Genomic DNA, 13,757 nt, shown 5'->3' with positions numbered 1-13,757 from the left:
CGCCACCGACGATCCGCGCCGCCACCCTGGGCGCCCCACATCGGGCAGGGCTACCGTCGACACCGGAGCGCGACGACTGCGGTCCACGGAACCGATTGGAAACGCATGCCGGACCGACTGCGGTGGGTACGCGACTCAGCCGACCACTGGAACGGGTGGCTCGGCTCGGAAGTCGTGTGCGACATCACCCGGACCGACACGTACACGGTCGATTCACCGGACCACTCGTTGACCGGTGGGCACTCGTCGTTCGAGAGCGCCGCCGCCCAGGTGCACGGTTGGGTGCGCTGGACCGGCCGTTAGGCCACGGAACGCAACCTGGTTGTACGACCACGCACCGCTCCTTAGCGTGAGGGGGCAGGTCGGCACCACCGCACGTGATCACACCGCTCTGCTTCCAGGAGAGAGAGGTGGCCCCATGACCGACACGACCGAGTCGAAGTCGCCCGCTCCGGGCTCCGACCCCGCTGCGCGTCCCACGCCGCCGCGTTCACTCGTCGCCGTGGCCGGGCAGGACACCGACTCCGCCATCAGCTCGCTCGCCGGCATGTACGCGGGAAAGGCCTGGTACTCCCGGGCCCTCGACCAGGACTACTGGTTCAAGTACGTCGGCGTCGGTGACGAACGGCTCAGCATCCGCCGTTCCCAGATGCACGGGTACCTGCGGGGCGACGTCGCCACCGAGGGCGAGGTCGTCGTGCAGTGGCTCGAACGCGGCGAAGCCCGCGTCGACGTCGGCCACGACGAGGTCCGCATGCAGCCCGGCGTCCCGACGATGTTCCCCGTCGAGCGCCGGTTCGAGATGGAGTACAAGGACTGGGACCAGCGCCTGGTGCACCTGCGCCGGGACCTGGTGCTCGACGTCGCTGCCGAGAACCACCTGGTCGACGGCACCGTGGCGTTCGACACGACCGCCGCCCCGGACCCGTCCGCCGTCGCACTCTGGCGCACCGCCGTGTCGGGTGCCCTCCACGCGTTGCGCGAGGAGGGCGAGGAGTCGCTCGCCTGGCACGAAGCGCAGCGCGACGTCGCCCGCGCCCTGTTCCGGATGTACCCGCTGCAGGCCGAGCGGTTCCCCTCCGGGTACGGCACCCGCAGCGACGGACGACTCCGTGCCGCGGTCGAGTTCATCCAGGCACACGCCCACGAGCCGCTGACCGTCGCCGACGTCGCACAGGCCGCGGGACTCAGCATCCGCGGGATCCAGGAGTCGTTCCAGCGGGCGTTCGAGCGCTCGCCGATGACGTACCTGCGCGAGGTGCGGCTCGGGCGCGTGCACGAGGAACTGCGGGTCCTCGAGCCGCACGCTACCTCGGTGGCGGACGTCGCGCGGCGCTGGGGCTTCGCGCACATGGGGCGGTTCGCGTCGGTGTACGCGGCCCGGTTCGGGGAGTACCCGCGGGAGACGTTGCGGCGCTGAGCTGCACCGATCGTCCTCGACGACCCAGCCGTACACTGGCTCCACTCCGAGCCGGATCCGTCGATGTGCAGTTGCGGCTCGGCGCTGTCCGCACCCCTGTCACGAAGGTCTCGCCCATGGCATCCCGACCCACACGAACGACCAAGCAGTGGCTGCCGCTGACCGCCCTCGTGCTGGGGCTGATCGGCAGCGCGGCCGGTGCGCTCGCCGGGCAGCCGAACTCGTGGCTGTGGTTCGCAGCGGGCGTGGTGGTCGCCGTTGTCTGGGCGGCGCTGAGACGCCGACGGTCTCCGTCGCGGTAGCCGCGCAGGGGCTCGGGGTCAGCGCTTCGCCGGCTCGGCCAGCTTGCTGTGCTTCCGCGAGTACCCGAAGTACACACCGAGCCCGATCGCGAACCAGATCGCGAACCGCACCCACGTCTCCCACTGCAGGAACGTGACGAGCCACAGCGACGCGATGACGCCGATGATCGGGATGACGGGCATGAACGGCAGCCGGAACTGGCGGTCCAGGTCGGGCTGCCGGTAGCGCAGCACCACCACGGCCGAGCAGACCACGACGAACGCGAGCAGGATCCCGATGTTCGTGAGCTCCGCGACGACACCGATCGGCAGCACCCCGGCCAGGATCGCCGACGCGATGCCGAGGATCCAGGTCACCCGTGTCGGCACGTGCCGCTTCGGGTCGGTCTTCGCGAACCACTTCGGCATCAGACCGTCGCGGCTCATCGAGAACCAGACGCGCGAGGCACCGAGCATGAACGTCACCAGCACCGTGACGATGCCGACGATGGCACCGATCGCGATGACGTTGGCGACACCGCCGAGCCCGACCGACGCGAACGCCGACGAGAAGCCCGACGCCGGGTCGATGTCGGTGTACTTCTGCATCCCGGTGAGCACGAGCGTCGCCAGGACGTAGAGGACCATCGAGATGCCGAGGGACAGCAGGATCGCCTTCGGCATGTGCTTGCGGGCGTCGGTGGACTCCTCGGCCGCCGTGGACATGGCGTCGTAGCCGAACACGGCGAAGAACACGGTCGCGGCGCCGGTCATCACGCCGCCGAACCCGAACGGGAAGTACGGGGAGTAGTTCGCGCTGTTGATGTGGAACACCCCGAGCACGACGATGAGCACGACGAGCGCCACCTTGATGCCGACGGCGACGAACTCGAACCGGGCGGCGCTGCGGATGCCGCGGGTGAGCACGAACGCGGTGAGCAGGCACAGCGCGATCGCGAACACGTCGATGACGTGGCCGTCACCGGTGCCGGGGGCGCCGAGCATCCACGCGGGCAGGTCGATGCCGAACTGGCCGACCAGGAACCCCACGTAGCCGGAGATGCCGATCGCGACCACCGCCACGATCGCGGTGTACTCGAGCAACAGGTCCCAGCCGATGAACCACCCGACGATCTCGCCGAGCACCGCGTAGCCGTACGTGTACGCACTGCCGGCCTTCGGGATGAGCCCGGCGAACTCGGCGTAGGACAGGGCGGCGGCGGCGCTCGCGACGCCGGCGACCAGGAAGCTGATCAGCACCGCGGGTCCGGCGACGCCGTTCGCGACGGTGCCGGCGAGGGTGAAGATGCCGGCGCCGATGATGCCGCCGATGCCGATCGCGGTGAGCTGCCACAGGCCGAGGTGCCGTTTCAGGCCGCCCTCGCCCCCGGCCTCGTCATCGATCGTCTCGATGGGCTTCCGTCGGAACAGGGTGCGTGTCGTCGTCGTCACCCGCCCATGGTGCACCCGGAGACGATTCCGCGCACGCACGCGGCTGCACCGCAGGCTCCGGGCGTACACCTGGAGCATGCGCCACCCGAAGAGGACCGAGCCCGGCCCCGGCCAGGAATCCGTCTGGGACTACCCCCGCCCACCCGCCGTCGAGCGGGTCACCGCCCGCGTCGTCGTCCGTCTGGGCGGCACGGTCGTCGCGGACACGACCGACGCCGTCCGCGTGCTCGAGACCTCGCACCCGCCGGTCTACTACCTGCCGATGGCCGACCTGGCCGAGGGCGCGCTCGTCAAGGCGTCGGGATCGAGCATGTGCGAGTTCAAGGGCCTGGCGCGCTACTTCGACGTCGTCGGCGGCGATGGCACGGTCGCGAGCCGTGCCGCGTGGAACTACCCGACACCGGTCCCCGGCTACGAGTCGCTGCGGGAACGCGTCGCGATCTACCCGTCGGCGATGGATTCGTGCGAGGTCGGCGGCGAACGGGTCCAGGCGCAGGACGGCGACTTCTACGGCGGCTGGATCACGGCGGACATCGTCGGCCCGTTCAAGGGCGCGCCCGGCACGCTCGGCTGGTGACCCGGCGTCGTCAGGTGGGGCGGCCCTGACCCGGACCGACCCGTTTCGTGGGCGGCGGGGCGGACCCGATCCGGGCCTCCCGGCCGGACCGCGTCAGCGGTTGGCGTACGGCGACCAGAACGGCGGCGGAAACGTGCCGCCGCTCACGATCACGAGCACCTGCCAGACGAGCATGACGAGTCCGGCGGTGCCGATGACGATGCCGATCCACGACCACACCTGCACGGCTCGGCGACGGCCGGCGATCCGGATCGCCCGCCAGCCGCTCAGCACGCAGACCAGCCCGAACACGGCAGCGAGCAGGACGTGGCGGATGGTGGACTGCGCGGGCACGATGATGCCCAGGTAGAACGCGACCGGTCCGAGCAACACCGCGAAGGTCGCCGGAGCTGCCGGCGGTTCGTGGTCCCGAGCGACTGCTCCCATGGACGGCATGGTAGCGAGTGAACCTCGCTTCGGGTACGTCCGGGTCGCGCAGCGCGGGCATCCGGCCGTGGGAACGGGCACCATGGAGGCATGCGTTCCTTCTTCCGCGTCCTGCTCGGCCTGGCCCTCGTCGTCGCGGGCACGAGCCACCTCACCTTCGCGCGCAAGGAGTTCACGGCGCAGGTGCCCGACTTCGTGCCGCTCGACGACGACACGACGGTGCTCGCGTCCGGGGTCGCGGAGATCACGCTCGGCTCGGCCCTGGTGCTCGCGCCGAAGTCTGCGCGTCGCTTCGTCGGCTCGATCGCTGCCCTGTTCTTCACGGTGATCTTCCCCGGCAACCTGTCGCAGTGGGTCAACCGTCGCGACGCCTTCGGCCTGGACAGCGACGAGAAGCGCTTCGGTCGCCTGTTCGGCCAGCCCGTCCTCATCGCGCTCGCCCTCTGGTCGACGCGCGGCCGGCGCTCCTGATGGGCGCGCCCGCGCGGCAGACCGGGCCGGCCCCCGGGGTGGGGCCGGGATCGGGTCCTGCGTCGGGTCCCGATCCGCTCGGGTCCGGCCCGGCGCGCTTCGGTCGGGAGGCCCGGCACCCCCTGGCAGGACGCGCTCGCGTCGCGGACGTGGTCGCCTCCGCCGCCCTGCTCGTGGTGCTCACGGTGGGTGCGTTGGCAGCGGGGTGGGGGATCAAGCTCATGTCGCTGGCGTTCGTGTCGTGTGCGGCACCGGGCAACACCTGCAACGAGACGCTGGGTGACTCCGTGGTCGTCTTGGGGCCGATCATCGTGGCGGTGGTGCTCGTCGCGACGATCGTGGTGTGCGTACTGCGGCTCGTGCGCCGACGGTTGACCTGGCCGGTGGTGCTCGTCGGTATGGCGGCGATCGTCGCGGTGTTCTTCGCCTCGCTGTTGCTCGTCGACAGCTCGGTCACGCACGGCATCTGAGCGGTTCTTCCTCCACAGGCCGGGCTCGTCGAGCGTCTCTCCACAGAAGCTGGTCGTCGCCTCGGGGGTGGATGCTGGGCCGCCACGCTGGGGCCATGCCTGACACCGAGATGCTCGACCGCCTGACCCGTGAACCCGTCCGCACCGACGACGACGTCGTCGCACTCGTCGAAGCCGTCGTCGAACGCCCGCTGCGTCGGCAGTGCTGGGTGCTGTTCCTCGACGACCGCGGGATGTCGATCCCGTTCCTGCTGCCGATCGCCGACCTGCCGTACTCGCCGGACGAACACGTCGACGACTTCGCCGCCCTGATCGCCGACATCGTCGCGCAGCTCGGTGCCGCCGACGTCGTGCTCGCGTGGGAACGCCCCGGCGCCGATCGCCTCTACCCGGTGGACTGGGAGTGGGTCGACGCCTGCGCGTGTGCCCTCGACGAGCAGTCCGTCCGGCTCCGCGCGCAGGTCGTCGTGCACTCCGGCGGAGCGGCCATCGTCGAGTTCGACGAGGAAACGCAGGCGGTGGCCTCGTGACGGGTCAGCCCTGGGGAGCGGTGTCCGGCACGGTCTGGCCGGTGAGCTCCTCGACGATCACCTTCGCCTCGGGCCACGACTTCGCGTAGTGGTCCGGGTCCGAGTTGATCTGCACTGCGTGTGCCATCTGCGTCGGCGTCATCGTCTTCCAGCCCGGTACCTTCACGAGCTTCGTGTAGAACATCGTCGCGGCCGTGTACGGGTCCATCCGCTGCTCGTACGTGCCCCAGGCGCCGTTGTCGCGCTGCTGGAACAGTCCGCGACTGTCCGGGCCGGCGGCGTCGCCGTGGTCCAGGTTGACCAGGCTCGACTCACCGATCGCGGTCATCACACCGACGGCCTGCGTGTGCGGGCCGATCCCGAGTGCCTGGGCGGCTTCGATCACGTGCGCGGCGTTCACCAGGCGGTCCTGGCAGAAGCCGGCGACGGGTCCGGCCGGCACGACCATGCCGCCGATCGTCTTCGAGGCGACGGCCGGGCACGCGGGCTCCGGTGTCGCGGCGCTCGACTTCGCGACCCCGGCGAGCGAGTTGACCGCGATCACCACGAGGACGACCACGCCGATGCCGACCGCCACGATCCCGGCGCCGAACACCGAGGCCAGGGTGATGCCGACACGGCGCATGACGGGACCTCTCGACGGGCTGGGCGAGTGCTGGGCGGACGGAGCAGGAAGAGCAGCACGAGCGTACGGGCGCCTCCTGGGAAGCCTGCGGCGGCCCGCCGTGGTCGCACATTCGGGGTTCGCGGTTCGGAGTCCGCGGTCCGCCGCCGGTTGCTCGCCGCGGGGAAGGTGCATCCCCAACAACGAGTGACGGTTCTGGTTCACGAAGCGCAGGGCTTCGTGAACCAGAACCGTCACGGTCATCCGTGCGCGGCGGTCAGCGGTCGCGTCGGCCGACCCCTCGACCCTGACCCTGACCCTGACCCCGGGCCCGACGCAGGCGCCAGCCTCCGGCGGACAGCGACAGCGCGGCGATCACGGCGATGACGACGGTCCAGATGACGCTCGTCGCGTCCATCAGGCGTCGCGCTGGTCGTGCGGCGGGCGCTGCACCTTCGTCGGTTCCGTGACGAGTCCGGTCGGGGCCTTCTCAGCCTGCTTCCGTCCGTGGGTGAACCACGTCAGGACCCAGAGCAGCACGCCCAGGGCCAGCAGGGCGCCGGCGATCTGGTACTGCTGCGGGTCACGACCGGACGAGAACGGCATGACGAGCCACAGGCACGTGACGATGCCGATGATCGGGATGACCACACCGGCACGGAAGTGCTTGTGGTCGACCTTGTCGCGGCGCAGCACGAGCACGGTCACGTTGACGACGGCGAACACCGTCAGCAGCAACAGCGAGGTGGTGCCGCCGAGGACGACGACGATGGGGGAGTCGGGGTCGAGCGAGACCCACCCGATCAGCAGGAGCGAGATGAGCGTGGTGAAGACGATCGCGGTCGACGGGGTGCGACGGGCGGGGGAGATGCGGGACAGGAAGCCCGGCAGCACGCCCTGCTTGCTCATGCCGTAGAGCAGCCGCGACGCCATCATCATGTTGATCAGGGCCGTGTTGGCGACGGCGAACATCGAGATGAACGGCAGCAGGTCGGCGATGGGGAAGTCCGGCGCCGCGGTCTGCACCACGGTCACCAGCGGCGTCTCGTTGCCGGCGAGCTCACCGATCGGCACCACGGCGACGGCGCAGATCGACACGAGCACGTAGATCACGGCGGTGATGCCGAGGCCGGTGAGCATGATCTTCGGGAAGATGCGCGAGGGGTCCTTCGTCTCCTCGGCCATGTTGACCGAGTCCTCGAACCCGACCATCGCGAAGAACGCCAACGACGTCGCGGTGCTGATCGACAGCAGCAGGGACTTGTCCTCCGGCGTCTCGAACATCACGACCCGCGAGAAGTCCGCGTTGCCGCCCGCGATCGCCCAGAACCCGATCAGGATCACCATGACGAGACCGGACAGCTCGACCAGCGTCAGCACGACGTTCGTCTTGACGCTCTCGCTCACCCCGCGGAAGTTGATGAACATCACCGCGAGCATGAAGCCCATCGCGATGAGCATCACCACGCCGTTCGGCAGTTCGATGCCGAACCCCGCGCCGAGGTTCGCCGCGAACGCCCGCGACGCGGTCGACGCCGACGTGATCCCGGAACACATCACGATGAACGTCACGATGAACGTGACGAAGTGGATGCCGAACGCCTTGTGCACGTAGAGCGCGGCGCCGGCGGTCTGCGGGTACTTCGTCACGAGCTCGAGGTACGAGAACGCCGTCAGCAGGGCGACCGCGAACGCGATGAGGAACGGGAGCCACGCTGCCCCACCGACCTCGGCCGCGACCTGGCCGGTGAGCGCGTAGACACCCGTACCGAGGATGTCGCCGACGATGAACAGCAGCAGGAGCTTGGGACCGATGACCCGGCGGAGCTCGTGCTGCTCCTGCTGTGGGCGGTCCGTCTTGGTGGTGGCCATGCGTCACCCTTGCGCGCGGAACACCTTGCTGTCCAGTCCCACAGGAAGGTTTCTCGCGATCGCAACACGGTCCCGCGGCGACGGATACGCTCCGGGCCATGGACCAGCAGTCGAACACCACCGAGGAGCCCATCGAGTTCGCGGACTTCAACGCGAAGCTCCTGGTGCTCGATGTCCTCTGCTACGACCTCGACGTCCTCGACCCCTACGACCCGGACGCCGAGGACGAGACCGACGAGGACCTCGACGTCGACGGGCAGGACGACCGGGCGCGCGAGTACTACGACGACCTCGACCTGCTGCCGTCGCACCTGTCGCTCGTCACGGAGATCAGGGTGGACTCCGACCTCGAGGTCCTGCAGGACGTCCACCCCGGCTGGGACGGCTCGGACGACCGATTCGACCCGCAGAACTGGGACGACCTGCTCGACCTGCCGGAGCTCCGCACCGTGTACGCCGCCGCACCGTTGCCCGCCCACGTCGCCGAGCGGTTGGCGACGAAGGGTGTCGAGGTCCGCTCCGCCTGAGCGGGACGCAACCGGCACCCGACCGGCACCCGACCGGCACCTCACCGGGACGGGCCGACGGCTAGCGGTCGAGCGCCCGCACCTGCTCGGTGAACTGCTTCGCGCCACCCTGCGCCGGGTGCCGCACGGCGACCGCCTCGATGCCGGCCAGCGCGAGCGCTCCCTGCGCCTTCCGACCGACGGCGACCACCCGGACCCGGTCCGCGCCGCCGAGGGCCTCCAGCAGCGCGAGCGCGACGGGGGCTCCCGAACGGACCTCGGCGGGCCGGGGCGTGCGGTTCGTCAGCCGGTCCGGTGCCACGAACGGATGGTGCGGGAAGATCGCCCACGCGACGGGGAGCGCGCCGTGCCACCCCTCGAGTGCGGCGTGCACGACGCGGGACGACGCTTCCCACGGGGCGGTCGGGTCCGGCGGCACGAGGTACTCGGACCCGAGTTCACGCATGCTCGTGAACGGCACGCCCGTGTTCGTCATGCCGCGCCACCCCGGGGCCTCGGCCACGAGCAGCGTGTCGGCACCCGGCCCGGACTGCTCCAGGTACCGCGTCAGGTTCGCCCGACGCAGCCGCCCCTCGGCCGATCCGACGTCGTAGAGCGCCTCGGCGTCGGACTCCACGGGCACGGCGTCGATCGCGGCCCAGAACGCCGCGAACCGATCGCCCGTGTCCGGGGCCCCCGACCTGTTCACGAGCGTCCGAGCACCCGGCGGTAGACGTCCTCGAGCCCCGCGGCCGACCGCTCCCAGCTGAGCCGCTCCGCGTGCTCCCGGCCCGCAGCAGCGAGCCCGGCGGCGTAGGGCGCATCCGTCAGGATCCGCTCGATCTCGTTCGCCCAGTCCTGCGGGTCGCGGGACTCGAGCACGACACCCGTCTCCCCGTCGACCACGGCCTCACGAAGGCCCCCGGCAGCGGCGGCCACGACCGGCACCCCGGAAGCGGACCCCTCGAGCGCGACGAGGCCGTACGTCTCGGAGTGGGACGGCACGAGCACGGCTGCCGCGCCACGGAACAGGAACGCCAGGTCGGCACGGGACTGCGGCCCGATGAAGGTGACGTGGTCGGCGATGCCACGCGCGTCGGCGAGCCGACGCAGTTCGTCCACGTAGTCGCCCGCCTCACTCGAGACGTCGCCCGCGATGACCAGAGTGGGGCGGGCCTCCAGGCTGATGTCGGCGATCGCCTCGATCGCCAGGTCCAGGCCCTTGAGCGGCTGCACGCGCGCCGCCGCGACCACGTAGGGCGAGGCGGCGCGGCGCGCACCGACCGCAGCGGGACGGAAGACGGAACCGTCGACCCCCGGCGGCACGATCCAGATGCGGGCGTCGTCGCCACCGAGCCGCGAGCGCACGGTCGACGCTTCGGCCTCGGACACCACGACGACGGCGTCGGACTCGCGGGCCAGCAGTTCTTCGCCCGCGATGCGACCGGCGGACTCGGGGCGCTCGCCCTCGGACAGCGGGGTCGCCGGGTCGGCAGCGATGGAGTGGAAGGACTGCACGTGGGGGATGCCGCGCTCGCGGGCGACGGGCAGAGCGGCCGCTCCGGAGAACCAGTGGTGCGAGTGCAGGACGTCGAACTGCCCGAGCTGCTCGAGCTCGTGGCGGAACGGCTCGATGAACGCGTCGTGCTCGCCCTTCGGCACCGGCTGGGCCGGTCCCGCGGACAGGAACCGCAGACACACGCCCGGCACCAGCGAGACCGAGTCCGGCTGCGTCGGGGCGGACCGGCGCGTGATGATGTCCACGTGGTGGCCCAGGTCGGCCAGCGCCTCGGCCTGGTGCCGGACGACGACGTTCATGCCGCCGACCTCGCCCGAACCGGGTTCGTCTCCGGGGGAGGTGTGCAGCGACACCAGCCCGATGTGCAGGGGTTCGGTCGTCGAGCTCACTGCTCAACCCTAGCCGCGCGGCCCCCGCTGCGACGGGCGTGCGGGCGCCACCACGACGGGCCGGCGGCCCGCCTCGTCTGGCGTGTCGGTGGGGAGGGTGGGCCCACGCCGCCGGTTCCCGGGCGACGCGCCAGCGGCGTCCGGGCCGTGTCGGTGGGGAGGATCACCTCCCAGGATCTGCACGCGCTCGTCGCCGTGTCGCTCCCAGAACGACGCCGTCCACGCGCACAGCGCCCCGTCGAGCAGGTCCTCGCGGTGCTTGTGCGTCGGACCGTGCAGCACCGACGGATCGGCGAGCCGCTGCGTCAGCGGGTGGGAGTCGAGCAGCAGCGGCGGGTCGAGCGGGGTCTCGCGCAGCCGCCGGACCAGTTCGTCGAAGGCCTCGGCGCGACGGGCACGGGCCTCGGCGGCGGGGATCCGCAGGTCGAGTCGCTTGTAGCGGGGGCGTTCGACCTCGTACCCGAGCTCCTCCACCCCCACCAGCGTCGTGTACGGGTAGCACTCGAACATCGCCGGACCGGTCCGTGCCCGCATGGCGTCCGTGTCGGAGACGTACCCAACGCCGAGTGCGGTCAGCCGGTCGAGCAGCGCTGAGCCGGCGCTCGCCGCAGATGCCTGGTTCGTCGGGTTGGCCGCGACCTTCCACCGGCCGTAGCGCTGCCCGACCTGTCGTTCGGACTCGCGGATCCCCGTCGGGTTCGTCACGACGAGCGAGGCGTCCACCGCGATGAGGGACCGTTGCCCGAGGTGCGCGGCGATCCAGTCGGTGACGGCGTCGACCCCGCGGGCCCACCCGGCGTCGGTGATCGTGCCGTCGGAGTCCATCGCGACCAGCCCGGTCTCGTTCGCGGCCTTCCGATCCGAGCCGAGTCCCCACGCGAGGTCGATGCCGAGGTACGCGTTCACCTGCCCCATCCTGCCCGGCGCACGGTTCATCCTCACAGCGCGGCTGCCCCGGAGTGGGGGTGCAGCGGTCGACGGAGAACGAGGCACCCTGGATCGTCGTACCGAACACGAGGGGATGTCGCAGGATGCGCTGGTCAGCACTACCGACGAAGGCGAAGGCTTCGGTCGTCGTCGCGATCGCAGCGGTGATCTGGGTCGGAGGCGTGGGCACCGCCGGTGCTGTGGTCGGTGCCGCCGTGACCAGTGCCAGCCAGGACACGGCTGCTCCGCGAGCCGTCGCCGACGTCGCCACGACCCCGACACCCAGCGCGACGCCGACCCCGACGCCGACCCCGGTCGTCGAGGTGTCGGAGGTCTCGAAGGACTTCCCGATCCACTTCCGGAAGACCACCATCGACGATCCGACCCTGGCGAAGGGCCAGACGCGGCTGCAGACGGCGGGTGTCGACGGCGTGCTCACCCGCACGTACCGCGTGACCACCACCGACGGCGTCGAGACGGACCGAGTCCAGGTGTCCAGGACCGTGTCGACGGCACCGGTGCCCGAGGTGACCGCGGTCGGGTCGTACGTCGAGCCTGCTCCGGCCCCCGCGGCTCCCGCGCCTGCGCCAGCTGCTCCTGCTCCCGCGCCCGTCGAGCAGGCGCCCGCGCAGTCGCAGGACTTCATCACGCCCGGGGCGTTCTGCGCCGATGCGCAGGCCGGTGTCGTCGCGCAGGCGGCGAACGGCAACTCGTACACCTGCGGTGGCAAGGGTCCTGACGCGAACGGTCACCTGCACTGGAACGTCATGTGAGTGCTGCCCGCAAGACACCGGTGTTCGTGCGCTGAACACCGGTGTGCGCGTGTTCGACCCGGGAACACCGGTGTCCAGCGGGAGCGCGAAGGCGCACGCACACCGGGCTGCGGGCGCGCGGCGGGCACGCGTGTACGGTCCGCTGCATGGCGAGCGAAGCGACGATGGTGCGTGTGCCCGGGCCTGACGGCGACCGCGAGGTCCGGATCAGCAGCCCCTCGCGGGTGCTCTGGCCCGAGGCGGGGATCACGAAGCTCGACCTGGCGGAGTACCTCGTGACGGTGGGCGATGCCTTCGTCCGGGCGAACGGCGACCGGCCGATCTCGCTGCAGCGGTTCCCCGGTGGTGTCGACGGCGAGCAGTTCTTCTCGAAGAACCCGCCGAAGGGAGCCCCCGACTACGTCCGTTCGGTGACGGTGACCTACCCGAGTGCCCGGTCGCACCCGCAGCTCGTGATCGATGAGCCGGCCGTGGCGGTGTGGGCCGCCCAGATGAACACGGTGGTGTTCCACCCGTGGGCCTCACGCGCCGAGGACAGCGACCACCCGGACCAGCTCCGCATCGACCTCGACCCGCAGCCCGGCACCGGCTTCGGTGACACGGTGCCCGTGGCCGAGGAGCTCCGGAAGGTCCTCGACGAGGCCGGGCTGATCACGTGGATCAAGACGAGCGGCAACCGTGGCCTGCACGTGTTCGCGCCGATCCACCCCGAGCACGAGTTCCTCGACGTGCGGCACGCGGTGATCGCCGCAGCGCGTGAACTCGAACGCCGGATGCCCGACCAGGTGACGACGGCGTGGTGGAAGGAGGAACGGGGACAGCGGATCTTCGTCGACTTCAACCAGGCGAACCGCGACCGCACGATGGCCGGTGCCTACAGCCCCCGGGCCTTGGCGCACGCCTCGGTGTCGACGCCGATCACATGGGACGAACTGCCGACCGCTGACCCGACGAGCTTCACGATCCGGACGGTTCCGGAGCGGCTGCAGACCACCGGCGACCCGTGGGAGTCGATGCGGGAGCAGCCGGGCAGCATCGCACCGCTGCTGGAGTGGTGGGAGCGTGACCTGGCGAACGGCGAGGGGGAGCTGCCGTTCCCGCCGGACTTCCCGAAGATGCCGGGGGAACCGCCGCGCGTGCAGCCCTCACGGGCGAAGAAGCCGAGCTGAGGCCCAGCGGTCGAGCAGACGGGCCCAGCCGAGCCGAACCTCAGGCTGCGGAGGAGACGTCCCGCTGGCGGTCCGGGTCTTCGACGCGGGTGGTGTGCGTCGGCAGCCCGACGCTCGCGGTGTGCAGGCGGGTCAGTCGCGACCAGGTGCCGCGGTGCGCGTCGGTGATGCCGTCGACGATCACGCGCCGAGTCCGATCGTGACGAGTGCGAGCGCCGTGGCGGTGACGCCGGCGATGGCGCTGATGACCGCGCTGAGCTGCAGGACGCGCTGACGCCGTGCTTCTCGGACTTCGGTGAAGGGGCTCCGCTGAGGGTGGCGGACAAGCGTGCTGGTGCTCATGTCGATCCCCATTCGATCCAGGCATCCGG

At 70.9% G+C, this 13,757-nt stretch carries 20 protein-coding genes; 10 read left to right on the top strand and 10 right to left on the bottom strand.

The features are described 5' to 3' along the window. Window positions 1–105: 105 nt before the first annotated feature. The 3 genes from ITJ50_RS13050 to ITJ50_RS13040 all read left to right on the top strand — a co-directional run bounded on the left by ITJ50_RS13050 (window position 106) and on the right by ITJ50_RS13040 (window position 1,722). Window positions 106–303, top strand: coding sequence for a hypothetical protein (locus tag ITJ50_RS13050; protein WP_017886538.1), 198 nt, complete (start codon window positions 106–108; stop codon window positions 301–303). Window positions 304–418: 115 nt separating this feature from the next. After that, complete coding sequence (locus ITJ50_RS13045; RefSeq protein WP_071251569.1) at window positions 419–1,420, top strand: AraC family transcriptional regulator; 1,002 nt, start codon at window positions 419–421, stop codon at window positions 1,418–1,420. A 116-nt stretch (window positions 1,421–1,536) separates the two neighbouring features. Continuing rightward, the gene (locus tag ITJ50_RS13040; RefSeq protein ID WP_194590638.1) at window positions 1,537–1,722 is read left to right on the top strand and encodes a hypothetical protein; all 186 of its coding nucleotides are present in this window, start codon (window positions 1,537–1,539) and stop codon (window positions 1,720–1,722) included. Window positions 1,723–1,740: 18 nt separating this feature from the next. Here ITJ50_RS13040 and ITJ50_RS13035 read toward each other — a convergent pair whose 3' ends face one another. Continuing rightward, window positions 1,741–3,153, bottom strand: coding sequence for an amino acid permease (locus tag ITJ50_RS13035; protein ID WP_017886540.1), 1,413 nt, complete (start codon window positions 3,151–3,153; stop codon window positions 1,741–1,743). Window positions 3,154–3,229: 76 nt separating this feature from the next. On the opposite strand from ITJ50_RS13035, the gene ITJ50_RS13030 reads away from it, so the two are divergent. After that, the gene (locus ITJ50_RS13030) at window positions 3,230–3,730 is read left to right on the top strand and encodes a DUF427 domain-containing protein (protein WP_031259408.1); all 501 of its coding nucleotides are present in this window, start codon (window positions 3,230–3,232) and stop codon (window positions 3,728–3,730) included. A 93-nt stretch (window positions 3,731–3,823) separates the two neighbouring features. Here ITJ50_RS13030 and ITJ50_RS13025 read toward each other — a convergent pair whose 3' ends face one another. After that, window positions 3,824–4,156, bottom strand: a complete 333-nt coding sequence (locus tag ITJ50_RS13025; RefSeq protein ID WP_017886542.1) for a hypothetical protein — start codon at window positions 4,154–4,156, stop codon at window positions 3,824–3,826. Between the two features lie 90 nt (window positions 4,157–4,246). On the opposite strand from ITJ50_RS13025, the gene ITJ50_RS13020 reads away from it, so the two are divergent. The 3 genes from ITJ50_RS13020 to ITJ50_RS13010 all read left to right on the top strand — a co-directional run bounded on the left by ITJ50_RS13020 (window position 4,247) and on the right by ITJ50_RS13010 (window position 5,627). Then, on the top strand, window positions 4,247–4,627 hold the full coding sequence (locus tag ITJ50_RS13020; RefSeq protein WP_017886543.1) for a hypothetical protein: 381 nt from the start codon (window positions 4,247–4,249) through the stop codon (window positions 4,625–4,627). Beyond that, complete coding sequence (locus ITJ50_RS17510) at window positions 4,600–5,097, top strand: DUF6264 family protein (RefSeq protein ID WP_228500578.1); 498 nt, start codon at window positions 4,600–4,602, stop codon at window positions 5,095–5,097. The genes ITJ50_RS13020 and ITJ50_RS17510 overlap by 28 nt, the downstream gene beginning before the upstream one ends. Window positions 5,098–5,192: 95 nt before the next feature. Continuing rightward, window positions 5,193–5,627: a hypothetical protein gene (locus ITJ50_RS13010; RefSeq protein ID WP_017886545.1), complete on the top strand. Its 435-nt coding sequence runs from the start codon at window positions 5,193–5,195 to the stop codon at window positions 5,625–5,627. Window positions 5,628–5,631: 4 nt separating this feature from the next. On the opposite strand, the gene ITJ50_RS13005 is transcribed toward ITJ50_RS13010, so the two are convergent. The 3 genes from ITJ50_RS13005 to ITJ50_RS12995 form a co-directional block, all read right to left on the bottom strand. Then, window positions 5,632–6,252 carry a hypothetical protein gene (locus tag ITJ50_RS13005; RefSeq protein WP_017886546.1) on the bottom strand — a complete coding sequence of 207 codons (621 nt, stop codon included), beginning with the start codon at window positions 6,250–6,252 and terminating at the stop codon, window positions 5,632–5,634. Window positions 6,253–6,508: 256 nt separating this feature from the next. After that, window positions 6,509–6,649: a hypothetical protein gene (locus ITJ50_RS13000; protein WP_194590637.1), complete on the bottom strand. Its 141-nt coding sequence runs from the start codon at window positions 6,647–6,649 to the stop codon at window positions 6,509–6,511. Then, the gene (locus ITJ50_RS12995) at window positions 6,649–8,103 is read right to left on the bottom strand and encodes an APC family permease (RefSeq protein ID WP_017886548.1); all 1,455 of its coding nucleotides are present in this window, start codon (window positions 8,101–8,103) and stop codon (window positions 6,649–6,651) included. The genes ITJ50_RS13000 and ITJ50_RS12995 overlap by 1 nt, the downstream gene beginning before the upstream one ends. Before the next feature lie 98 nt (window positions 8,104–8,201). Here ITJ50_RS12995 and ITJ50_RS12990 point away from each other — a divergent pair, with 98 nt between their 5' ends. Further along, entirely contained in the window at window positions 8,202–8,630 is a 429-nt protein-coding gene (locus ITJ50_RS12990; protein ID WP_017886549.1) for a DUF6892 domain-containing protein, read from the top strand. A gap of 61 nt (window positions 8,631–8,691) precedes the next feature. Here ITJ50_RS12990 and ITJ50_RS12985 read toward each other — a convergent pair whose 3' ends face one another. The 3 genes from ITJ50_RS12985 to ITJ50_RS12975 are packed head-to-tail and all read right to left on the bottom strand — an operon-like array spanning window position 8,692 to window position 11,423. Further along, on the bottom strand, window positions 8,692–9,318 hold the full coding sequence (locus ITJ50_RS12985; protein ID WP_017886550.1) for a uracil-DNA glycosylase: 627 nt from the start codon (window positions 9,316–9,318) through the stop codon (window positions 8,692–8,694). After that, window positions 9,315–10,517 carry a glycosyltransferase gene (locus ITJ50_RS12980; RefSeq protein ID WP_017886551.1) on the bottom strand — a complete coding sequence of 401 codons (1,203 nt, stop codon included), beginning with the start codon at window positions 10,515–10,517 and terminating at the stop codon, window positions 9,315–9,317. The genes ITJ50_RS12985 and ITJ50_RS12980 overlap by 4 nt, the downstream gene beginning before the upstream one ends. Window positions 10,518–10,526: 9 nt before the next feature. Continuing rightward, complete coding sequence (locus ITJ50_RS12975) at window positions 10,527–11,423, bottom strand: DUF429 domain-containing protein (protein WP_017886552.1); 897 nt, start codon at window positions 11,421–11,423, stop codon at window positions 10,527–10,529. A gap of 125 nt (window positions 11,424–11,548) precedes the next feature. Between ITJ50_RS12975 and ITJ50_RS12970 the strand changes: the two genes are divergently transcribed. Then, window positions 11,549–12,217 carry a G5 domain-containing protein gene (locus ITJ50_RS12970; protein WP_082046812.1) on the top strand — a complete coding sequence of 223 codons (669 nt, stop codon included), beginning with the start codon at window positions 11,549–11,551 and terminating at the stop codon, window positions 12,215–12,217. A 146-nt stretch (window positions 12,218–12,363) separates the two neighbouring features. Further along, window positions 12,364–13,386 carry a non-homologous end-joining DNA ligase gene (ligD, locus tag ITJ50_RS12965; RefSeq protein WP_194590636.1) on the top strand — a complete coding sequence of 341 codons (1,023 nt, stop codon included), beginning with the start codon at window positions 12,364–12,366 and terminating at the stop codon, window positions 13,384–13,386. Between the two features lie 40 nt (window positions 13,387–13,426). On the opposite strand, the gene ITJ50_RS12960 is transcribed toward ligD, so the two are convergent. Beyond that, window positions 13,427–13,570 (bottom strand): hypothetical protein, encoded by a 144-nt coding sequence (locus ITJ50_RS12960; RefSeq protein WP_017886554.1) that lies wholly within the window; start codon window positions 13,568–13,570, stop codon window positions 13,427–13,429. Continuing rightward, window positions 13,567–13,728: a hypothetical protein gene (locus ITJ50_RS12955; RefSeq protein WP_156155271.1), complete on the bottom strand. Its 162-nt coding sequence runs from the start codon at window positions 13,726–13,728 to the stop codon at window positions 13,567–13,569. The genes ITJ50_RS12960 and ITJ50_RS12955 overlap by 4 nt, the downstream gene beginning before the upstream one ends. Between the last annotated feature and the right edge of the window lie 29 nt (window positions 13,729–13,757).

This window comes from Curtobacterium sp. VKM Ac-2889, assembly GCF_015350855.1.
Taxonomy (GTDB): Bacteria; Actinomycetota; Actinomycetes; order Actinomycetales; family Microbacteriaceae; genus Curtobacterium; species Curtobacterium poinsettiae.
Note: the sequence above shows the minus strand (reverse complement) of the source record. Positions and strands in the feature narration are given on the sequence as shown.